Annotated in this window: 23 protein-coding genes; 18 read left to right on the top strand and 5 right to left on the bottom strand. The window is 62.8% G+C overall.

Annotation, left to right across the window (positions count from 1 at the left end):
* Positions 1-18 precede the first annotated feature (18 nt).
* Positions 19-549: a ubiquinol-cytochrome c reductase iron-sulfur subunit gene (gene petA / locus QZY01_RS14715; protein ID WP_294538262.1), complete on the bottom strand. Its 531-nt coding sequence runs from the start codon at positions 547-549 to the stop codon at positions 19-21.
* Positions 550-850: 301 nt separating this feature from the next.
* On the opposite strand from petA, the gene QZY01_RS14710 reads away from it, so the two are divergent.
* Positions 851-1,345 carry an Rrf2 family transcriptional regulator gene (locus tag QZY01_RS14710; protein ID WP_294538260.1) on the top strand — a complete coding sequence of 165 codons (495 nt, stop codon included), beginning with the start codon at positions 851-853 and terminating at the stop codon, positions 1,343-1,345.
* Here QZY01_RS14710 and QZY01_RS14705 read toward each other — a convergent pair.
* Complete coding sequence (locus tag QZY01_RS14705; RefSeq protein ID WP_294538259.1) at positions 1,323-1,727, bottom strand: Rrf2 family transcriptional regulator; 405 nt, start codon at positions 1,725-1,727, stop codon at positions 1,323-1,325. The genes QZY01_RS14710 and QZY01_RS14705 overlap by 23 nt on opposite strands.
* Positions 1,728-2,068: 341 nt before the next feature.
* On the opposite strand from QZY01_RS14705, the gene QZY01_RS14700 reads away from it, so the two are divergent.
* From QZY01_RS14700 to QZY01_RS14620, 17 genes are all read left to right on the top strand, one after another.
* Entirely contained in the window at positions 2,069-3,670 is a 1,602-nt protein-coding gene (locus tag QZY01_RS14700) for a cytochrome ubiquinol oxidase subunit I (RefSeq protein WP_294538258.1), read from the top strand.
* Between the two features lie 18 nt (positions 3,671-3,688).
* The gene (gene cydB / locus QZY01_RS14695; protein WP_294538257.1) at positions 3,689-4,840 is read left to right on the top strand and encodes a cytochrome d ubiquinol oxidase subunit II; all 1,152 of its coding nucleotides are present in this window, start codon (positions 3,689-3,691) and stop codon (positions 4,838-4,840) included.
* An 18-nt stretch (positions 4,841-4,858) separates the two neighbouring features.
* Entirely contained in the window at positions 4,859-4,981 is a 123-nt protein-coding gene (gene cydX, locus QZY01_RS14690; RefSeq protein ID WP_294538256.1) for a cytochrome bd-I oxidase subunit CydX, read from the top strand.
* Between the two features lie 73 nt (positions 4,982-5,054).
* A complete protein-coding gene (cydD, locus tag QZY01_RS14685; protein ID WP_294538254.1) occupies positions 5,055-6,821 on the top strand; it encodes a thiol reductant ABC exporter subunit CydD in 1,767 nt (588 codons plus the stop codon).
* Entirely contained in the window at positions 6,818-8,578 is a 1,761-nt protein-coding gene (gene cydC / locus QZY01_RS14680) for a thiol reductant ABC exporter subunit CydC (protein ID WP_294538253.1), read from the top strand. Before cydD ends, cydC begins: the two co-directional genes overlap by 4 nt.
* Positions 8,575-9,579 (top strand): MBL fold metallo-hydrolase, encoded by a 1,005-nt coding sequence (locus QZY01_RS14675; RefSeq protein ID WP_294538252.1) that lies wholly within the window; start codon positions 8,575-8,577, stop codon positions 9,577-9,579. The genes cydC and QZY01_RS14675 overlap by 4 nt, the downstream gene beginning before the upstream one ends.
* Positions 9,580-9,861: 282 nt before the next feature.
* Entirely contained in the window at positions 9,862-10,533 is a 672-nt protein-coding gene (locus tag QZY01_RS14670) for a Crp/Fnr family transcriptional regulator (RefSeq protein WP_294538251.1), read from the top strand.
* Positions 10,534-10,603: 70 nt separating this feature from the next.
* Positions 10,604-10,792 (top strand): DUF2892 domain-containing protein, encoded by a 189-nt coding sequence (locus QZY01_RS14665; RefSeq protein ID WP_294538250.1) that lies wholly within the window; start codon positions 10,604-10,606, stop codon positions 10,790-10,792.
* A gap of 16 nt (positions 10,793-10,808) precedes the next feature.
* The gene (locus tag QZY01_RS14660; RefSeq protein ID WP_294538248.1) at positions 10,809-11,042 is read left to right on the top strand and encodes a hypothetical protein; all 234 of its coding nucleotides are present in this window, start codon (positions 10,809-10,811) and stop codon (positions 11,040-11,042) included.
* Between the two features lie 47 nt (positions 11,043-11,089).
* On the top strand, positions 11,090-11,563 hold the full coding sequence (locus QZY01_RS14655) for an Rrf2 family transcriptional regulator (protein ID WP_294538247.1): 474 nt from the start codon (positions 11,090-11,092) through the stop codon (positions 11,561-11,563).
* A 94-nt stretch (positions 11,564-11,657) separates the two neighbouring features.
* Positions 11,658-12,002 carry a rhodanese-like domain-containing protein gene (locus QZY01_RS14650; RefSeq protein WP_294538245.1) on the top strand — a complete coding sequence of 115 codons (345 nt, stop codon included), beginning with the start codon at positions 11,658-11,660 and terminating at the stop codon, positions 12,000-12,002.
* A gap of 149 nt (positions 12,003-12,151) precedes the next feature.
* A complete protein-coding gene (locus tag QZY01_RS14645; RefSeq protein WP_294538244.1) occupies positions 12,152-12,352 on the top strand; it encodes a hypothetical protein in 201 nt (66 codons plus the stop codon).
* Between the two features lie 68 nt (positions 12,353-12,420).
* Entirely contained in the window at positions 12,421-13,866 is a 1,446-nt protein-coding gene (gene ccoG / locus QZY01_RS14640) for a cytochrome c oxidase accessory protein CcoG (protein ID WP_294538243.1), read from the top strand.
* A gap of 36 nt (positions 13,867-13,902) precedes the next feature.
* On the top strand, positions 13,903-14,508 hold the full coding sequence (locus tag QZY01_RS14635; RefSeq protein WP_294538241.1) for a class I SAM-dependent methyltransferase: 606 nt from the start codon (positions 13,903-13,905) through the stop codon (positions 14,506-14,508).
* An 87-nt stretch (positions 14,509-14,595) separates the two neighbouring features.
* On the top strand, positions 14,596-15,216 hold the full coding sequence (locus tag QZY01_RS14630) for a class I SAM-dependent methyltransferase (protein WP_294538240.1): 621 nt from the start codon (positions 14,596-14,598) through the stop codon (positions 15,214-15,216).
* A 63-nt stretch (positions 15,217-15,279) separates the two neighbouring features.
* Positions 15,280-15,483 carry a DUF2892 domain-containing protein gene (locus QZY01_RS14625; RefSeq protein ID WP_294538239.1) on the top strand — a complete coding sequence of 68 codons (204 nt, stop codon included), beginning with the start codon at positions 15,280-15,282 and terminating at the stop codon, positions 15,481-15,483.
* Positions 15,484-15,523: 40 nt separating this feature from the next.
* The gene (locus tag QZY01_RS14620; RefSeq protein ID WP_294538238.1) at positions 15,524-15,997 is read left to right on the top strand and encodes a GNAT family N-acetyltransferase; all 474 of its coding nucleotides are present in this window, start codon (positions 15,524-15,526) and stop codon (positions 15,995-15,997) included.
* A 37-nt stretch (positions 15,998-16,034) separates the two neighbouring features.
* Here QZY01_RS14620 and QZY01_RS14615 read toward each other — a convergent pair whose 3' ends face one another.
* The 3 genes from QZY01_RS14615 to QZY01_RS14605 all read right to left on the bottom strand — a co-directional run.
* Positions 16,035-17,318, bottom strand: coding sequence for an FAD/NAD(P)-binding oxidoreductase (locus QZY01_RS14615; RefSeq protein WP_294538237.1), 1,284 nt, complete (start codon positions 17,316-17,318; stop codon positions 16,035-16,037).
* A 115-nt stretch (positions 17,319-17,433) separates the two neighbouring features.
* A complete protein-coding gene (locus tag QZY01_RS14610; RefSeq protein WP_294538236.1) occupies positions 17,434-20,703 on the bottom strand; it encodes an efflux RND transporter permease subunit in 3,270 nt (1,089 codons plus the stop codon).
* The coding region (locus QZY01_RS14605; RefSeq protein ID WP_294538235.1) for an HlyD family efflux transporter periplasmic adaptor subunit at positions 20,700-21,259 on the bottom strand (560 nt) is incomplete at its 5' end. The genes QZY01_RS14605 and QZY01_RS14610, both read right to left, overlap by 4 nt.

The following is a 21,259-nucleotide window of genomic DNA, read 5'->3' as shown; positions in this document are numbered from 1 at the left end:
GGGCTGGTGAAGTGAGCGTCAGGCCTCGCCGATCCGGATGATGGCGTCGGAGACGAATTTGTAGGCGACCAGTGGGAGATTGCGAGGCGCCGGCCCCTTGCGCGCACGGCCGGAGGAGTCGTATTGAGAGCCGTGGCACTGGCAGAACCAGCCATCGTAATCGCCCTGGTGATCTGTCGGGATGCATCCGAGATGGGTGCAGACCGCCGAGACGACCAGCCATTGTTCGCGCCCTGCTTTGACGCGCTCGGAGTCAGGCTGCGGATCTCGAAGGCTTTGCCAGTCGGCGGCTCTCGCCTCCTCGATCTGTTTTTCGGTGCGGTGGCTGATGAAGTATGGCTGGCCGCGCCAGACCACCTTGATCACCTGCCCGATAGCAATCGCGGCGAGGTCGACATCGACCGGAGCGCCTGCCGCCAGGGTCGACGCTCCAGGATTCATTTGCGCAACAAGCGGCCATGTCGCGGCCGCCGCGCCCGTCGCAGCGACGGCGGCGGTTGCGATATGGAGAAGATCGCGCCGGGTCGGCTCAACGGGTATTGCGGTCATCACCTTCTCCTGATTTCAAATCGCCTCTGGGAACTCGCCCGCATCCGGTCAGGCGGCGCCTCATTCGAAACTTGCGACGGAATCTAGGACAGCCGCAAAGATAGATTACGAATATAAGTTATATCGTCAATCTATCTTTACGAGCCCGTGTGCGGCTGAATGTCGCACCCCTGCGCCGCCGGGCCGCTGGCTTGGCGTTCGTGAAGGTGCGCCTGTAAGATGAATGAGCCGACTCGTCGGCCCACGCCTGCCCCGTCTAAAGCAGACCTGGGGTCAACCCCTCCATTCCGTGTGCGCAAAAGTGAAGCTGACGAGTTATTCCAATTACACGCTTCGCGTTCTCATGATCGCTGCTGCGCGTTTTCCGGCGCTGACGACGATCGGCGAGGTCGCGGAGGGTTTCGCGATCGCCAGGACCCATCTCGTCAAATGCGTGCATCGGCTCGGGTCGTGGGGCTATATCGAAACGATCCGCGGCAACAAGGGCGGATTCCGGCTCGCCCGCGCCGCCCATGCAATCTCGATCGGCGAAATCGTTCGCCGAACCGAAGAGGGTTTTGACCTTGTGGAATGTTTCCATCTGGAAACGAATTCATGTCCGCTGATCGATCGCTGCCGGCTACGCCCGGCGCTTCATAGCGCGACGGAGGCGTTTCTCGACACGCTCGACGGCATCACCCTGGCCGACATATCGGAAAATGGGGACGATTTGCTCGAAGTTCTCCACATGGAGCGGCCAGCAGATTCCCCCTGCGCCGTCGTCGTGGCTGCGCCTAATTCCCCGGTTCAAGCGTGAGATCGGCCAGCGTCAACTTGTCGAGTTCGGCGCGGAACGCCGCATAGGCCTTCTCGCAGGCGCGGCGCAGCCGGCACAAGGTGATGATGCGGCATTCCATCCGGTCATTGAGACGGCAGGGAAACAGGTTTTCTCCCGGCTCGAACAGATCGACGATTTCGGTGACCCTGATTCCCGCCGACGGACGCGCCAGGCGATAGCCGCCGCCGCGTCCGCGCTGGCCCACCAGAAATCCAGCCTGCATCAGCTCGTTGCACGTCTTGAGCACCAGCGCTTCCGTCAGGCCGAGATCGCGGATCATTTCCGGCATCGTCAGTGGCTTGTCGCCCCGGCACGCCATCAGAATGCGCATCGCGCCATTGGTCGCGGCATTCAGTCGCATTCGCCTTCCTCGAAGATAGATAGACACTATAACTTTTAATGCCTAATGGTTGGCACAGTTTCGCATCGCCGTCCTTGCCTCAAATCAATCGCGACGGCTCGGTTAATAAGCGCCGCGCGTAAACGGGTGGTCGCCGCGCCTGGCGCGCGGTGCGGCGCCTTGTCGCATCCGGGCTGCGCTGACCTTTTTCGGCCTGTCGTCAGGCCGATGAAGCTCCTCCCGACCGTCAGCGCGACAAAACTTATATTGTATATCTATGTTTATTCTTATATGCGATATCAATGTTTGATCCGCCCTTTCAGCCCCTTGGCGAAGGCGTGCTTCAAGAAAGGCCTTTCGCCATGATCGATCCGACATTTGTTGAGTTGTCGCGCTGGCAGTTCGCGACCACCGCGCTCTACCACTTTCTCTTCGTGCCGCTCACGCTCGGTCTCTCCTGGCTTCTGGTCATCATGGAGAGCGTCTACGTCATGAGCGGAAAGGAGATCTACAAGGACATGACCCGCTTCTGGGGCAAGCTGTTCGGGATCAATTTCGCGCTCGGGGTCGCCACCGGGTTGACGATGGAGTTCCAATTCGGAACCAACTGGTCGTATTATTCGCATTATGTCGGCGACGTTTTCGGCGCGCCGCTGGCGATCGAAGGCCTGATGGCCTTCTTCCTGGAGTCGACTTTCATCGGCCTGTTTTTCCTCGGCTGGGAGAAGTTGTCGAAACGCAAACATCTGGCCGTCACCTTTTTGATGGCGCTCGGCTCCAACCTTTCGGCGCTGTGGATTCTCGTCGCGAATGGCTGGATGCAGAATCCCGTCGGCGCAGTCTTTTCGCCCCAGACCATGCGCATGGAAATGCAAAGTTTTGCGGAGGTGTTTTTCAACCCCGTCGCGCAGGTGAAATTCGTCCATACCGTCGCGGCCGGCTATGTGACCGGGTCAATGTTCGTGCTCGGCATTTCCGCGTGGTACATCCTGAAGGGCCGCGACCTGCCGTTCGCGCGCCGCTCCTTCGCGGTCGCCGTTGGATTTGGCCTCGCTTCCTGCCTTTCGGTGATCGTGCTCGGCGACGAGAGCGGCTATGAACTCGGCGACGTGCAGAAGGTCAAGCTCGCCGCCATCGAGGCCGAATGGCGCACCGAACCGGCGCCGGCAGCCTTCACCCTGTTCGGCTTTCCCTCGCAGGAAAGGCAGGAGACCCTGGCGAGAGTCCAGGTTCCCTGGCTGCTGGGACTCATCGCCACGAGGTCTCTCGACAAATCCGTGCCTGGTCTCGACCAGCTGACCATCGAACATGAGGCGCGAATCCGTTCCGGCGTGATCGCCTATGGCGACCTGATGAAAATTCGCTCCGGGGACAGGTCGCCTGGGACTCTTTCCGCCTTCGACGCCCATGCCAGGGACATCGGCTACGGATTGCTGCTGAAACAATTCGTCGAAGATCCGGCCAAGGCCACCGAGGCGGACATCAAGGCCGCCGCGCAGAGCACCATTCCGAGGGTCTGGCCGCTATTCTGGAGCTTCCGCATCATGGTCGCCCTTGGCTTCGGCATGCTGTTCATCTTTGCCGCCGGCTTCTGGCTGAACGCGGCGAAAAGGCTGGAGCAAAATCGCTGGCTGCTCTGGCTTGCCGTCTTTGCCATGCCTGCACCCTGGCTCGCCTGTGAATTCGGCTGGTTTGTCGCAGAATTCGGCCGCCAACCCTGGGCCATCGGCGAAGTGCTGCCAACGTTTCTCGCCACGTCGAGCCTGACATCGGGCGACGTGATCTTTTCGCTTACCGGCTTCATAGTCTTCTACACTGTGCTTCTGGCGATCCTGGTTTACCTGATGCAGAAATTCGCGCGGCTTGGCCCGAGTTCGCTGGGGCTAGGCCGATATCATTTCGAACGTGCGGACAGCCCCCGCGCGTTGCGCGCGGTCGAGCCCGTAGTTCTTCCGGCAGAATGAGCAAGGGACGGAAACGCCATGTTTGACTATGAAACCCTGAAATTCGCCTGGTGGATTCTCGTCGGTGCGCTGCTGATCGGCTTCGCCATCACCGACGGCATGGATATGGGGGTCGGCAGCCTGCTGCCCTTCGTCGCCCGCTCCGACATGGAGCGGCGCATCGCCATCAACACCGTCGGCCCGCACTGGGACGGCAACCAGGTGTGGTTCATCACCGCCGGCGGCGCGCTGTTCGCTGCGTGGCCGGCCGTCTACGCCGCCGCGTTTTCCGGCTTCTATATGGCGATGATGCTGGTGCTGTTCGCCCTGTTCTTTCGCCCGGTCGGCTTCGATTATCGCTCCAAGATCGACGATACGCGCTGGCGCAGCGCCTGGGACTGGGGCCTGTTTCTCGGCGGGGCGATTCCCGCGCTGATCTTTGGCGTCGCCTTCGGCAACCTGCTGCAGGGCGTTCCCTTCCATCTTGACGACATGTTGCGCTCGCATTACCAGGGCAGCCTGCTGGGCGCGCTGCTGCCGCTGCTCAATCCCTTCGCCCTGCTGGCGGGCTTGATCAGCCTGGCCATGCTGGCGGTCCATGGCGGCGTCTGGCTGCAATTGCGCGCGGACGATCCCGTCGCTTCGCGCTCGCGCGCTTTCGTGACAAAACTTTCACCTTTCGTCGCGCTCGCCTTTGCGCTCGCCGGCGTCTGGCTATGGTTCCTGGTGGATGGCTATCGGATCGTCAGCGAACCGCCGCATGGCGCCCTGCCCAACCCGCTCGACAAGCAGGTTGTCCGCGCGGCCCACGCCTGGTTCGACATCTATGGGCGCATGCCCGTCGCCATGATTGCGCCAGCACTCGGACTCGCCGGACCGCTGCTCACCGCCCTGCTCGCAGCGGCGCGCCGGCCCGGCCTCGCCTTCGTGACCAGCGCTCTAGGCATGGCGGGAATCATCGGCTCGGCAGGCTTGTCGATGTTTCCTTTCGTCATGCCATCGAGTCTCGACCCGAACTCCAGCCTGACGATCTGGGACTCCTCGTCGAGCCATCTTACCCTCACCGTGATGTTCTGGGCCGTCCTGCTGCTGCTGCCTGTCGTGATTGGCTATACCATCTGGTGCTACGCCAACATGTGGGGCCGGGTCACCGCCGAAGAAATCGACGCCCGATCCCATTCGGCCTATTGAAAAAAAAGGAAGTGTTCGATGTGGTATTTCGCATGGATTCTCGGCGTAACGGCAGCCGCCGCGCTCTCCGTCATCAATGTCATGTGGTACGAATTCCAGGACACCCTGGACCGCAACGGTGCGAACGACGATCATCCCTAGCGATCGCGCCAGCGTCCGGATATGTCGTCTCCCCCATGTCCGGACGCTTCCTTTCCCGCCCGCTGGAGTCGCGATGACCGACGCGACCGCTTTTCTCAAATCCTTTCTTCCCGCTGCGGGCGCCGCGCTTCCTGTCGCGCTCGCTGCGGCCGTGATTCGCGGCGTTCTGGTCGTCGCCTTCGCTTGGCTCCTCTCCGGCATCATCGACGATGCGGCGTTCCACGGCGCCGACCTTGCGGAGCTCGCGACCCGCATCGAGTTGATGATCGTCGTGTCTCTGTCGCGCGCCGTGCTCGGCTGGGTTGCAGACCAAGCGGCCTTTCGGGCGTCGGCCCGCGTGCGCATGACGCTGTTTCGCAAGCTGCTCGACCATGTGCGCGCGCTAGGCCCGGTTCGCCTGGTCGATGCGCCGACCGGCGAGCTGGTGACGATTCTCTCCGACGCCGTGAACGCGATCGAGCCCTATTGGCGGCGCTATCTCCCAGCTCTTGCGACCAGCGCCGTCATTCCCCTCGCCATTCTCGCCGTCGTTGCGCCCCTCGACTGGATCTCCGGCGCTGTCTTCGCCGCGACCTTGCCGCTCGCGGTGGTCTTCATGATCCTCGCCGGCCAAGGCGCCGAGCGGGCGAACACGCGCGCCTGGTCGACGCTGTCGCGGCTTGGCGGCCATCTGCTCGACGCCGTGCAGGGCCTGCCGGATCTGAAACTTTTGCGCGCTGCGAAACGCGAGGTCGCGGTGGTCAAGGAAATGGCGGAAGCCTATCGCCGCGACACCATGGCGGTGCTGCGCATCGCCTTCCTCACGGCGCTGGCGCTGGAATTCTTCACGGCGCTGGCTATCGCCCTGACGGCGGTGCTGGTCGGCTTTCGCTTGATGTGGGGCGAGATCGGTTTTCACATCGGTTTTTTCGCGCTGCTGCTCGCCCCGGAGTTTTACGCGCCGGTGCGCGCCCTCGGCGTCGAACGCCACGCCAAAATGGAGGCTACTGCGGCGGCGGAGCGCATCGTCGCCTTCCTCGACCGGCCCGTTCCCGCCCCTTCACAAGAGTCGCGCCGGCTGACGCCCGAAACAAAGGCCGTGCGCGTGCGGCTGGAGACCGTCAGCGTTTGCTATGGCGACAATCCGCCTGCGCTCGACAACGTCGACATCGACATAGCCGCCGGCGAGCATGTCGCGATCGTCGGTCCGAGCGGCGGCGGCAAGAGCACTCTTTTCGCGCTGCTGCTCGGCTTTGTCGAGGCGCGCGCCGGCCGTGTTCTGATCGATGAAATCCCTTTGAATGAAATGGACCTCGCCGATTGGCGCCGCCACATCGCTCATGTGCCGCAGCGCCCGCATCTGTTCGACGGCGATGTCGTCGAAAACGTCGCCATGGGGCGCTCCCCCGAGGGCGGCAGCGTGGAAGCGGCGGTCGGGCGGGCTCTTGCCGCCGCCCGCGCCGATGCAGCGGTGGCGAGGCTGCCCGGGGGCGTCCGCACGAGGATCGGCGAAAATGGCTTCGGGCTGTCAGGCGGCGAGGCGCAGCGCCTCGCCCTCGCCCGCGCCTTTTTCGCCCCCGCCCCTCTGGTGCTGTTCGACGAGCCCACCGCCCATCTCGATCCGGCGACCGAAAGCGATCTGGCGCAGGCCATGGACGCGCTTGCAGCCGGACGCACGACGATCACCATCGCGCACAGATTGGCGACCGTGCGCCATGCCGACCGCATCCTTGTGCTCGACCGAGGCCGGATCGTCGAAGCCGGCCGCCACGAGGACCTGATCGCCCGCGCGGGGACATATGCGCGCCTGATCGACAGCGCAGGCGTCGAGCCGCTCGTGAACGACGAGGCGGGGCAATGAAGGCTTTCGCGCGCTTGCTCGGCCTTTATCGTCCCTATGCCTTGTGGATCGCCGCCTCGATTCTGGTTTCGCTCACGAGCGTCCTGGCCAATATCGGGCTGATGGCGACGTCGGGCTGGTTCATCACCGCCATGGCCGCAGCCGGACTGGCCGGCGGCACGATGAATTACTTCACGCCGGCGGCGTTGATCCGGGCGTTGGCGATCCTGCGCGCGGGCGGGCGCTATCTGGACCGTCTTGTGAGCCATGAGGCGACCTTCCGCCTGATTGGCGGATCGCGCAGCTTTGTCTTCGCGCGGCTTGAGCCCATCGCCCCGGCGGAACTCGGCGACCTGCGCTCGGGCGACCTCGCCGAACGACTGCGCGGCGATATCGACCGGCTGGAGCTGGTGTTCCTGCGCTTGCTGTCTCCCTTCGTCGTCGCTTTGCTCGCCGCCGGCGTGATCGTCGCGGTCCTCGCGCGCTGGAGCGCGGCCCTGGCCGGCGCAGCGGCCATGGTCTTCCTCGTCGCCGGATTTTTGGCGCCCGCGCTGGCGGCTTTCGCGGGACGCGTCCCGAGCCGCGCGACGGCGCTGTTTTCAGCAGAAATTCGCGCGCGAATGGTCGACGACCTCGAAGGATTGGCGCCGCTGCTGCTGACCGGCGCCGATGCACGACATTTTGGCGCGCTCGAACAGCGAATGGAAGCAATGCTGGCGGCGGAAGGACGTCTCGCCCGCATCGGCGCGCTGGGCCAGATCAGCGTCATCGTCGCCAGCGAACTGGCCGTCGTCGCCTTACTCGGCGTCGGCGTTCCGCTGGTCCGTTCGGGCGCGCTCGCCGGGGCTGAGCTGACGCTGGCGGCTCTGGCGGCGTTGGCCTCGTTCGAAGCCTTCGGCGGCCTTCCGGCGGCTTTCGCCGGACTCGCCGGATCGCTGGCTTCTGCCGAAAGGTTGTTCGGCCTGTTCGACCGCAAAACGGTTGTCGTCGATCCGGATAAACCCGCGCTGCTCCCGCGGCGTTTCGACCTCGTGCTGGAAAAGGTGTGCCTGAGCTATCCCGGCGCTTACCGCGCCGCGCTGGAAAATATCGACATCGAGATCGGGGAAGGCGCGCGCGTCGCCCTGATCGGCCCAAGCGGCGCGGGCAAGTCGAGCATCGCCGATCTTCTTGTGCGCTTCCGCGACCCGACGGGCGGCGAGATACGGCTGGGCGGCGAAGCCCTGCCTCGACTGGCGATTGACGACATCCGTTCGCGGATCATGGTCGTCGGCCAGTCGCCGCATCTGTTCTCGGCAACGGTCGCGGAAAATCTCCGTATCGCGCGTCCGCACGCGACCGCCGACGAGCTCTGGGCGGCGCTGGCGAGCGTGCGGCTTGACGAAACGATCGGCGCCCTGCCGGAGGGGCTGGACACGCAGATCGGAGTCGCCGGGACCCGTCTGTCCGGCGGCCAGGCGCGGCGTCTTGCCGTGGCGCGGGGGCTTCTGACCGAAGCTTCGATTTTCGTTCTCGACGAGCCGACCGAAGGCCTGGACGCCGAGACAGCGCGACAGGTTCTCGACGGGGTCTTTCAGCGAACGGCGGGCCGAACGCTGCTGCTCCTGACCCACCGCCACGCCGGGCTCGAGCGCATGGATCAGACGATCGGCATGGATGGTGGAAAAATCATGTCGCGCAGCCGTGAGCCGACATGCGGGCCGGAGCCGGCAAACGCCTGCTTGCCGAAGGCCGAAAAATCGGCGACGCTGATGGCTAAAAGCGTCGGCGAACCATGAATGTCCGCAGACTGGCCCTGCATGAAAAGGACGCCGAAATGCCCGATGGCTCGTTGACCAAGGCCGAAAAGATCGACTTCGGCGCTTGCCGGGCGGTCACGATGACCTGCGTCTCGGAGATCGGTTGGGCCAGCAATGACGGGTTGATGCAAGATATCGCCGCCGGCGGCGGCGTGGCTGCGAGTCAGTGGCATATGCCCTGGCGCGAGGAGAACGCGCGCGGCAGTTGCAGCCTGCTCGAAATCGAATGCCTCGATGGTTCGCGCAGGCGTTTGCTGATCGATTCAGGCTGGAACCTCGACTACATGCGCGCGCGCTTTGCGGCGACCGGCGTGGACAAATTGCTTCGCGCCGGCGAGATCGAAGCCGTGTTTCTCACCCATGAGCACATGGACCACCTTTTCGGCTTGCAGGCAGTGCTGGAGTTGAAGCCCGACATCACGATTTTCGTACTCTCGACTTTCAGCGACGACGCCTGCCGTTTCATCGCCGGCGCCGACGTTCCCGAGGCCCGCGCCCGCAACGACGCGCCCCATGAAGGCGAACTGATCCGGCTCGAACCCGGCCGCGTTCATGCGCTGATGCCGGGACTGGCCGCTGTCGGCTTCGACCTGCCGATCATTCTCGGCATTGAAGGCGAGCAATCGCTCTACGTCAGGATCGAGGGCAAGGGGTTGGTCGGCGTCACCGGCTGCGGGCATCATACGGTCGAGCGCATCATGGCTTTCGCCCGCGACCATCTGACCGATGGAACGCAAGTCTACGGGCTTTATGGCGGACTTCATCTCGCGCCTTTCGGGCCGCTCGCGCCCGAAAAGGAGGCCATAATCCGCGATATGGGCAAGTACCGGCTCAAGCGCATCGCTTGCAATCACTGCACCGGCCTGCCGGCGGTCAAACTGATGATCGACCTTGGCTATCCCGTTGTGCGCGGCAGCGGCTGCGACGGCTCGATCAGCGATCTCTACGTCGGCAACGGCGATTCCGTGATTTTCGATTGAGGCTTGACCTCGTTCTCGTTCCGAACCCGCACACGAGCTTAACCGGCGCGCTGGATCGGATCGGCGCAGTGAGTGGCCATTGACGGCAATGCGACGACCGCGCGGCGCGTCGCGGAGCGCCGCGTCAGCGAGAATCGTCGATTTGACGAGCATACATGCTGTTCCGGTTAAAGTCTGGCCGTCCATGGGACGAACTGGCAATATCGAATAATTGGTGCGGAATACGCCAAAACGGCAGTTTTCAAAGTTAAAATCCGCAAGATCGGGATAGGGACGTTTCGCTTGAAACAGGAACCGGCTACCGCCTGGCTTGACGCTTTTCCGCCGCTTGCGCGCCTCGAAGATCCGTCACGTTCGGCGCTGGAGCGCTGTCTGCCGATGGACATTCGCAAAGGCAGATGCCTGTTTGCGCCGGGCGAACCTTGCCCCGGTTTTGTGCTGCTGCTTACCGGGCGCATCCGCGTCGGCTTGACCGCCGAAAATGGCCGCCGGCTGGTCCTTTATCGCGTACTCCCTGGCGAAACCTGCGTTCAGACGACGCTTTGCATGCTCGGCGACCTGAAATATTCCGCGGAGGGCGTGGCGGAAAGCGATCTGCGCCTGGTCCTTGTTCCGCCGATTTTGTTTCTCCGTCTTTTGCGCGAATCGTCGATTTTCGCACAATTCGTGTTCGAACGTTTTGGCGCCCGGCTCTCGGAAATGACCCGGTTGATCGCGACCATCGCCTTTTTTCGCATCGACGCCCGGCTTGCCGCTGCATTGGTGGCCCGCGCCGGGGAGCACGGCGCGGTCGCCGCGACGCACCAGAATCTGGCGGAAGACATTGGCGCCGCCCGTGAAGTGGTCAGCCGGCAATTGGCCTTGTTTCAGCGCGCCGGCCTGTTGCGGCTGGGGCGCGGACGAATTGTGCTGATTGAATGGCGCGCCCTCGCGGATCTGGCTTGTGTGCTCTAAGTCACCGACGCGCGGCGAGAAATCGGATACGAACGCTTCAGCGGCGCGTTCCGCAACAAAGGAGAGTTTCATGGTGAATAATGTCGGAGGCGTCGATCGCATTTTGCGCATTGTCGTCGGTCTCGTCCTGATTGCTCTGGTATTCGTCGGTCCACAGACCGCGTGGGGATGGGTAGGTCTGGTTCCGCTGCTGACGGGGCTCATCGGCTGGTGTCCCCCCTACTCGATGTTGGGCATCAACACCTGCGCGAAAAAATAAACTTTCGGGCGGCGGCGTGAACGCCCCGCCCGAAATTCAGCTGGCGAAACCCGACAACCCTTCGCCGGCGGCAACGGTATCGGCAGCGCAATCGCATCCGCCGCCAAATCCTCCATCCGACACAGGACTGAAAGGTCGCCTGTTCGAGGGCGGCGCCCGTATCGAGGTCGGAATTGATGGCGACTTCATTTTGCTCCGTCCCCAAAAATCAATCCGCCACGTAAACGAGTTGGCTAAAAGGCGCCTTTGATATAGAAGTTTTGTAGAGCCGCGCGTTGCGGCGAATTGAAAGACGCCATGCGGCTCACCAGTTATTCCAATTACGCGCTGCGGATCCTGATGGTTGCGGCGGTTCGCGATGGCGAACTGGTGACCGTTCAGGAAGTCGCCGAGGCCTTCGATATTTCCAAAGCGCACCTTGTCAAATGCGTGCACAACCTCGGTCTCTGGGGTTATCTCGACAATGTTCGCGGACGAAACGGCGGGTTCCGTCTCGCCAAGGCAGCGGCGCGGATCACCGTGGGCGAGGTCATCCGCAAGACCGAAGACGACCTCAATCTCGTGGAATGTTTCAACGCGGCGACGAATACCTGTCCATTGATCGGAATCTGCCGGCTCAGCGACGTATTCATGTTGGCGCGGCAGGCTTTTCTTGACGTGCTCGACAAGGTCACCATCGCCGATATCGCGGCCAATCCGCGCGGCCTCATGCAAGCGCTCGATCGGAACTGGGATTCGAGTTGCGTGGCCAGCCCCTCCCTTCCGGCGTGAAAGCCCTGAAAGTTCGGCCTTGTATATTTATATATCCGAATATATATAGGTATTAACGGATGCCGCGCGTCATCCACCACACGAGGAATTCAAAATGTTTGGGCTGTTCGGATCCAGGGACAAGATCAAAACCTTCACCCCCGCCGAGTTGCGCGATTTCCTCCGCGAAAATGAGGGCGCCTGCGTGCTTGTCGATGTGCGGGAAGACCATGAGTGGGCGGGCGGCCATATTCCGGGCGCGGTTCACGCCCCATTGTCCCGGTTCGCCGAAGCCGCGGACAAACTCCCCAAGGACAAGTCTCTGATTTTTTATTGTCAGGGCGGCGTTCGGTCTAAACGCGCCCTGGACACGGCGAAAGAGTGGGGCCGAAACGCCGAAGGCCATCTCGGCGGCGGCATTTCGGCCTGGCGGAGTCTCGACCTTCCCGTGACCCGCTGATTCGGCGCCGACAAGGGCCTCCAATCCGGGCCGGAAGGCGCGGAAAGCCATCCGGCTTTTGATCCGCATCAATTGTTATATTTTGAATATATGTTTTATTCCGCAAACCAAACGCCGCCCCTTCGGCGGTGAAAAAGTCGAGGCGCGTCATGTTGAAGATCGCAATCATCCTCTGGATCGTTCTGGGCTCGACGCTGGCAGGCTGCGCGCTCATCGTCGTTCTGGCGACGCCGGTTCTCGCCGATCAGGCGATGAAGCTCATCCCCTGGGCCGCGCTCGCGGGCTTTGTTCTCGCCATGCCCCTGTCCTGGCTTGTCGCCGCCAATCTCTCGGCGCCCCGGGGCCATTGAAAGCGCAGATGTCTCTCCGGAGAAGGGCGCCTTGGAGCGCCTTAAATCCATTGGCAAAAGGTTAAACGATGAACGCCATCGAAAAAGCGGACACCTTCATCACGGGGCCGCTCTATGCCTCGCGGAAGAAAGTCTATCCGCAGGCCGTGAACGGGCGCTTCCGGCGGATCAAATGGGCGTTCATGGCCTTCGCGCTCGGCCTCTATTATCTGTTGCCCTTCGTGCGCTGGGATCGCGGGCCGGGCGCGCCGAGCCAGGCGGTGATGGTCGATCTGACCCATCGCCGGTTCTATTTCTTCTTCATCGAACTCTGGCCGCAGGAAGTCTATTATTTCACCGGCTTGCTCATTCTCGCCGCCTTCACCCTGTTCCTGATGAACGCCGTCGCCGGCCGGGTCTGGTGCGGCTACATGTGCCCGCAAACGGTCTGGACCGATCTGTTCTACGCCATCGAACGCTGGGTCGAAGGCGACAGGCGCGACCGCATGCGCAAGGACAAGGCCGGGTGGAGCGTCAAGCGCGTCTGGGAGCTTGGCTCCAAGCATTTCCTCTGGCTCATGGTCGCCTGGTGGACCGGCGGCGCCTGGGTGCTGTATTTCGACGATGCGCCGACGCTGGTGCGCGAACTCGCGACGTTTCAAGCGTCGACGACCACCTATGTCTGGATCGGCATTCTGACCGCCAGCACCTATCTCCTCGCCGGAACGTCGCGCGAACAGGTCTGCATCTTCATGTGTCCGTGGCCGCGTATCCAGGCGGCGCTGACGGACGAATGGGCCTTGAACGTCACCTATCGCGGCGATCGCGGCGAACCGCGCGTTTCGGTGAAGAAGGCCGCCCATTTGCGCGAACAGGGAAAGCCGGCCGGCGACTGCGTCGATTGCCGCCAGTGCACCGCCGTCTGTCCGACCGGCGTCGATATCCGCGCGGGTTCGCAACTGGGCTGCATTCAATGCGGGCTTTGCATCGACGCCTGCGACAACGTCATGAAAGAAATCGGCCGCCCGACAGGCCTGATCGCCTATGACAACGACATCAACGCCGAACGCCGCAGGGCCGGTCTCCCGGAAATCTACAAGATCGTCCGTCCGCGCACGATCCTCTATGCCGCTTTGATCTGCGTCGTCGGCGCGATCATGACGATTGCTATGGCCAACAAGAAGTTCAGCGGCGTCAATGTGCTGCACGACCGCAATCCCCTCGCCGTCACCCTGTCCGACGGATCTGTGCGAAACGGCTATACGCTGCGGCTCTTGAACAAGAATGGCGAGGCGCGCAGCTTCCGGCTTCAAGTCGAGGGACTGAACGGCGCCCATTTGCAGGTCGTCGGCGCGACGGACGATTCGGATCGGCCGACCGTGGTCGTCGGTCCCGATCGGACATTGGAAGTGCGAGCCCTGATCACCACGCCGCATGACGCGACGCCGCCCGACCCCGTGAGCATCGACATTGCCATGGAAGACCTAAAATCGGGCGTCACGGCTCGCGCCAAGGATCATTTCTTCCCCCGCTGAAGCGAAAGCGCCGGGACGGGATCGGAAGGCGTCGGCATGAACGAATTCGAAAATTGGCAGCAGCGATTTTCCATAGCCGAATATGTCTTCGGCGAGGAGCCGAACGCCTTTCTCGTCTCAAAACGCAACCTGCTGGCCAAAGGCGCCCGCACGCTTGCGGTCGCCGATGGCGAGGGACGCAATGGCGTCTGGCTGGCGGAACAGGGCCTCGACGTCCTGTCGCTCGATTTTTCGCCCGTCGCTCAAGACAAGGCCAAATCGCTCGCGGCGAAGCGCAACGCCCGCTTGTCATTCGAAATCGCCGACGTGCACGATTGGGCCTATCCCGAAAACGCTTTCGACGTCGTCGTCGAGATTTTCTCCCAATTCTCGTCGCCGGCGCAACGCGCGCGCAAATGGGCCGGAATGAAGCGAACGTTGAAAGCAGGAGGCCTTCTGCTGATCGAAGGCTATACGCCGAAGCAGCTCGAATTTGCGACCGGCGGTCCGAAAGCGCGCGAAAATCTTTACACGCGCGTCATGCTCGAAACCGAATTTGGCGGCTTTTCCCGCATCGAGATCGAAGAAGCGGAACGTCCGCTGTCGGAAGGCGCGGGCCATAAAGGCATGTCCGCCGTCATCGATCTCGTCGCCTGGAAATAACGCCCCGTTTCGTGTTTTTTGCGGGCGCGGGTCGATCTGCGGCCCCCTGTCGCGGCAAATCCTCGATCCCGATTGCGGAGAACCCCGATGGTCAAACCCGTCAATTTCTGGGACAGATTCGCACATCGCTACGCCGCGCGGCCGATCAAGGACGTCGAAGCCTACGAGGCAATGCTCGCCGCCGCCGCCGGCTGGCTCAAACCAACCGACCGGGTGCTGGAAATTGGCTGCGGCACGGGCTCGATCGCGATCCGCCTGGCGCCCTTCGCGGGTTCATGGACGGCGACCGACTTTTCGGCCGAGATGCTGCGCATCGCCGCCGCCAAGCCCGCGCCGGACAATTTGACCTTCGTCCTTGCCGACGCGCGTAGCGCCTTCGACGGCGGCCCTTTCGACGCGATCTGCGCCTTTCAGGTGCTGCATCTGGTGGAGGACCTCCCGGACCTGCTCTCCCGCATCCACGCGAATCTCAAGCGCGACGGGTTGTTGATCGCCAGGACATGGTGCTTCGCCGATATGGGCCTTCCGCTGCGCGGCCTTTTCCTCGCCCTGCGCGCGCTCGGCCTGTTTCCGCCGGCCAAGGCGCTGACGACAACAGCGCTGCTACAAGCCATCGGCGACGCCGGTTTTGAGATCGCGGACGAGCGCGTGTTCGGCCAGAACCCCGATGGGCCTTTTATTGTCGCCCAGAAACGGCCGGCGGGATAAATAATTTTCATTTATCCGTATATATGATTATATGTGGAATTGGACGAGGCAAGGAGCTGATTCATGAATATCGACCGCGCGGTGCTCGCCTTCGCAGGAATGATGATTTTGACCTCGTTGGCGCTGGTTTTCTTCCTGTCGCCATGGTTCTGGCTGTTCACGGCTTTCATCGGCCTCAACCTGCTCCAGTCGGCATTCACCGGCTTCTGCCCCGCCGCGATGATTTTCAAGCGCCTTGGGCTTCCCGGTGGTTGTGCTTTCAAATGAAGGCTGAAAGTAGCTGACGCCTGTCTTGCCTGACGTTACCATGACGCGCATTCGCATCCTCGGCGCCGACGATGGCGATCGCTACTTAGACCATTTGCTGCGGCTTGAACCGGAGGCGCAGCGCATGCGTTTTTTCGGCCACACGCCGGATTTTCATCTGGCGCTTCACGCGGGAGCCGCCGTCTCCGACGGTCGTTTCTGCGTTGGCTTTTTCGAGAACGACGGCCTCCGTGGCGCCGCGGAATTGCTGACGGGCGACGGACATGATCCGCGCGGACAAGGATTGGCGGAAGCCGCCTTCAGCGTCGAGGCACCTTATCGCTCACAAGGCGTGGGCAGCCTGCTGATGAAAGCGATCCTGGCGCAAGCGCGGCGTAGCGGCATCAAACGCATCAAGGTCGCCTGTCTGCTCGAAAATGCCGCCATGCAAAAGCTGGCGGCGCGTTTTCATGCGGAGCTGCGGCAGGAGGGCGATACTATTCTGGGGCTGATCGATCACGATGCGACCGCGTGACGACGACGGGCGCCGTCGTCGTCACCGTCCATTGCGATCAATCGTGGACGGCCGATTTCAACTTGCCGATCCCGAGCATTTTCAGCGCCGCCTGCTCGTAGAATGGCTCGCTCTCGCCCTTGCGCATCTTGTGGAGGAAATATTTCTCGTAGCCGATCTTGGCGGCATGGACCCATTTGCCCTGTGACGACCAATTGACATTCCGGGGCGGTATCTGAGGCTGCGCGACAAAGGCGATGCCGGAATCGCCGAAATCGGCGAGGCAGACGGCGTTCAGCGTGCCCTGATAGGCCGGCGCCTTGCCGCGAAGGATCGCCCCAAGGTTCATCGCGGTGGCGCTGACCATGGATTCGATCATGAAGCCGGTTTTCGGCACGCCGCAGGGCACAGGCGTCGGCCCCATCGGCGGAATGGCGACGCAGACTCCGACCGCGAAAATATTTTTGAACGTCGGATTTTGCTGATGCTTGTCGATCAGCACGAAGCCACGCGGGTTGACGAGGCCCTCGATGCCGCGCAAAGGCGCGATGCCGCGAAAGGCCGGCAGGAACATCGAAAAGCCGAACGGAAGCTCATGGGTCGCCTTGACCGAACCGTCCTCGGCGATTTCTTCGACGGTCGCCTTGCCGCTTTCGACCTTCTTGATCCGCGAACTGGTCAGCCATTTGATATGATGTTCGCGCATCTGGCTTTCCAACAGACCCTTGGTGTCGCCGACCCCGTCGAGGCCGAGGTGACCGATATAGGGTTCGGAGGTCACGAAGGTCATCGGCACGCGGTCGCGGATTTTTCTGCGACGCAATTCGGTATCGAGAATGAACGTAAACTCGTAGGCCGGCCCATAGCAGGACGCGCCCTGGACCGCTCCGGTGAGGATCGGCCCCGGCTTCTTGCAAAATTCCTCGAAGCTCAGGCCGGCCTTCGTCGCATGATCGACGTGGCAGATCGAGGAAGTGAAACCATCCGGGCCCAGGCCCTCGATTTCGTCGAAAGCCAGTTCTGGACCCGTCGCGACAATCAGGTAGTCGTAGGCGAGGACGGAGCCGTCTGCCAGCTCGATCCGGTTTTCTTCGGGCATGAGCTTGACGACCGGGACCGGCCGGAAGGCGATGCCGCGCTTGGCCATCGCGGATGTCAGATCGACTTCGACCGCCTCGCGCGTTCTCCATCCGACCGCCACCCAGGGGTTTGACGGCACGAAATGGTAAAACGGGTCCTTGGTCACAACCGTCAGGCGGTCCTCCGGACGCATCTGCGCTTTCATTTCATAAGCCATGATGGCGCCGGACAGACCGCCGCCCATGATCACGATATTCGCCATGTTATTTCCTCCCGTTTTGGGTGCCTCGGGACGCTCCGTTGCATTGAATTGCATTGTTTTATTTGACGATCCGACCCCGAATGCGGGTCATGAACCGGCCGGCTTTTGCATCCGATCAGGTTTCATCGAATTCCGGTCCCCCTCTCAGCACGACATAGATCGCGGGAATGACCAGCACGGTCAGCGCGGTCGATGACGCCAGGCCGAACAGCAGCGAGATCGCCAGGCCCTGGAAGATCGGATCGGACAATATCACCGCCGCGCCGATCATCGCCGCCAGCGCGGTCAAAAGGATCGGCTTGAAGCGGATGGCGCCGGCCTCGATCAGCACTTCGCGCAGACCTCTGGAGCGGTCGGAATGGCGCACGAAATCGACCAGCAGGATCGAATTTCTCACAATGATTCCGGCCAGCGCGATGAAGCCGATCATCGACGTCGCCGTGAAGGCGGCATGGAACACCCAATGACCGAACAGGATGCCGATGAACGTCAGCGGCACCGGCGTCAGGATCACCAGCGGCAGTTTGAAGGATTTGAACTGCGCGACGACGAGGATGTAAATACCGACCAGCGCCGCCAGGAAGGCCGCGCCCATGTCGCGGAACGTCACCCAGGTGACCTCCCATTCGCCATCCCAGAGCAGCGTGGGCTTGCTCTCGTCGAGCGGCTGTCCATGCATCAGGATTTCCGGCTTCGGCGCCTCGGCGCTCCATTCCATCTTGTCGAGCGCGGCATCGACGGCGAGAATGCCATAGAGCGGCGCCTCGAATGTTCCGGCGAGTTCGGCCTGCACCATTTCGGCGGCGCGGCCATTGTGCCGGAAGATCGGCAGGGACGAGGGTTCGTCCGAGACTTTGACGACATCGCCGAGTTCGACAATGGTTCGATTGCCGGGCAGCGCATTGGCCGGAACCGGCGTCGTCAAAATCGCCTCGTTGACGCCGCGCTGGTTTTTCGCCAGCGCCATGCGGATCGGCAGGGGCTGGCGGCCGCCTCCGCGATGCGAATAGCCGACGACGTCGCCGCCATAAAGCCGCCGCAAGGTGTCGAACACGTCGCCTTGCTGGACGCCAAAAAATTCGAGGCTGTCCTGATCGACCTCGATCCGCTTGCGCAGGGTCGGCGCGCCAAAGGAATCATCGACATCGACGATGAAAGGCGCGCTCTCGAAGGCCTGGCGGACCTTGGCCGCGACGGCCCGCCGCGTCTGCGGATCGGGCCCGTAGATCTCGGCCAGCAGCGTCGCCAGAACCGGCGGCCCCGGCGGCGGCTCCACCACCTTGATCGAGGTATGCTCCGGCGCTTCAAGGTTTGAGAGCGCCTTGCGGACGGCGATGGCGATGTCGTGGCTCGACCGCGATCTCTTGTCCCTGGGCGCCAGATTGATCTGGATATCGCCCATTTCCGGCTGGTTGCGCAGGTAATAATGGCGCACCAGACCGTTGAAGTTGAACGGCGCGGCGGTTCCGGCATAGGTCTCCAGCGACACGATTTCCGCAATGCCGCCGATCCGCGCGACGGCGTCGGCCAGCACGCGGTTGGTCGTCTCGACCGAGGCGCCATGCGGCAGGTCGGCGACGATGGCGATCTCGGCCTTGTTGTCGAAAGGCAGCAGCTTGACCGTCACCGCCTTGAAATAAAACAGGCTCAACGAGCCGAGCGTGGCGACGCCGACGAGGATCAGGAAAATCCACGCAGAGCGCCGCGTCTTCAAAACCGGTCCCGCGATCCGGCGGTAGAAGGCGCCGAGCTTGCCGCCGCTTTGGTCTTCTGCGCCATGATGGAGGGGCGCCTTGCCGGAAATCGCGACCATCAGCCAGGGCGTCAGGATCACCGCGACGAAGAACGAAAAAACCATCGCCGCCGAGGCGTTCGACGGGATCGGACTCATATAGGGGCCCATCAGACCCGATACGAACAGCATCGGCAGCAAGGCCGCGACGACGGTCAGCGTGGCGACGATGGTCGGATTGCCGACTTCGGCCACGGCGTCGATCGCCGCCTGGACACGCGGCCGCCCATCGCCCATCGCCCAATGCCGCGCGATATTTTCGATGATGACGATGGCGTCGTCGACCAGGATGCCGATAGAAAAGATCAAGGCGAAAAGGCTGACGCGGTTGAGCGTGTAGCCCATGATCCGCGCGGCGAAGAGGGTGAGCAAAATCGTCGTCGGAATGACAATGGCGACAACGATGGCCTCGCGCCAGCCGATGGCGAAGGCGACCAGCAGCACGATGGAAATGGTCGCGAGGCCGAGATGGAACAACAGGTCATTGGCCTTGTCATTGGCCGTCTCGCCGTAATTGCGCGTTACGATGACATCGATGTCTTGCGGAACAACGCGCCCCTTCAGGCTCGCCAGCTGATCGACGATACGTTCCGAGATCAGCACTGCATTGGCGCCGGCGCGCTTGGCCAGCGCGATGGTCACGGTCGGCGTCCCTTTCAGCACACCGTCCGCGTCGCGCGAAAAATGCATCGCGCGCGTCTCGTTGGGCGCGCCGTCGAGCGTGACTTTGGCGATATCGCGCAGATAGACCGGACGATTGTCGCGCGTCGTCAACAGCAAATTGCCGATCTCCGGCAGGGTCTGCAAGGTACGCCCCGCAATGGTCTGGATCTGCAATCCGCCATCGCGGACAAGTCCTGCCTGAAAGGCGCTGTTGGCGCCTTGCACCTTGGCGGCAAGCTGCTGCAAGGTGACCCCATAGCGCGCCAAGGCCGCAGGGTCCGGTTCGATACGGATTTCGTCGGGCTGGTCGCCGACGAGATAGGTCAGGCCGACATCTTCGAGCTTGGCCAGTTCGATCCGCAATTCCCGCGCGACGGCGGTCAGGGCGTCGGCATTCCAGCGGTCTGCCGCATCGGGCTTTGCCGCAAGGGTCAGCGTGACGATGGCGACGTCGTCGATGCCGCGCCCGACGATCAGCGGTTCGGGAATTCCGGCGGGAATCCGGTCGAGATTGGCGCGCACCTTGTCATGGACGCGCAACACTGCGGCATCGGGCGACGTGCCGACGAGAAAGCGCGTCGTGACGACGACCCGGTCGTCATAGGTTTTCGAATAGACATGCTCGACGCCGCTGAGGCCCTTGACGATGTCTTCCAGCGGCTCGGCGACGAGCTTGACCGCGTCCTCGGCCTTGAGCCCGTTGGCCTGCACCATGATATCCACCATCGGCACGGAAATCTGCGGCTCTTCCTCGCGCGGCAGCGTAACCAGCGCGATCAGGCCCAGAGCCAGCGCGGCGATCAGCAGCAACGGCGTCAGGGGCGAGTTGATGAAGGCGCGGGTCAGGCGCCCCGCGAGGCCGAGGTCGGCGACCGTTTCCGCTTGCTTGCCGGCGGCCGTTTCCGCTTTCCTGTCGGAGGGAAGGGTCATGGCGTTGCCACCTTGTCGCCGGCCTTGAGTCCGGTGAGCGCTTCGACCATGTCGGCTTGATGGGCGTCGGCGACGACGACGGCGACGTCCAGCGCGCCTTCGGGACGCAGGACGCGGACGTAATCGACGCCCGAACGCGTCGAGACGGCGGCGCGGGGAATCAGCAGCGCCTGTCGCTCGCCGACCGGCGCGAAAACCTGCACGCGCTCTCCGACGAAGAAATCGGCGAGCCCTTCGACTTCGGCGTCGGCGATGACGCGGCCATTGTCGATTTCGGGATAGATTTTGGCGATGCGCCCCTGCCGCTCGCTGCCGCCGCCGGAGGCGCCATTTCCGCGCGGAGCGACCGAGACTGGCGCGTCGAGCCGCAGCAAGGCGGCGTGACGTTCCGGCAGGCTGAGCCGCAGGTAAGTCGCGCCGGAGGCGATGCGCGCCACCGCTTCGCCGGGCATGACGACCGATCCTGGAACAATGGCGACGGTCAGGACGCGACCGGCCTTGGGCGCCAGGATCTTGCCTTCTTCCGACTGCTGGGCGATGACGGCGCGCTGCGAAC

The sequence above is a fragment of the uncultured Rhodoblastus sp. genome (assembly GCF_903903185.1).
Lineage (GTDB): Bacteria > Pseudomonadota > Alphaproteobacteria > Rhizobiales > Beijerinckiaceae > Rhodoblastus.
The sequence above is the reverse complement of the archived record's forward strand: the minus strand, read 5'-3'. Positions and strand labels throughout refer to the sequence as shown.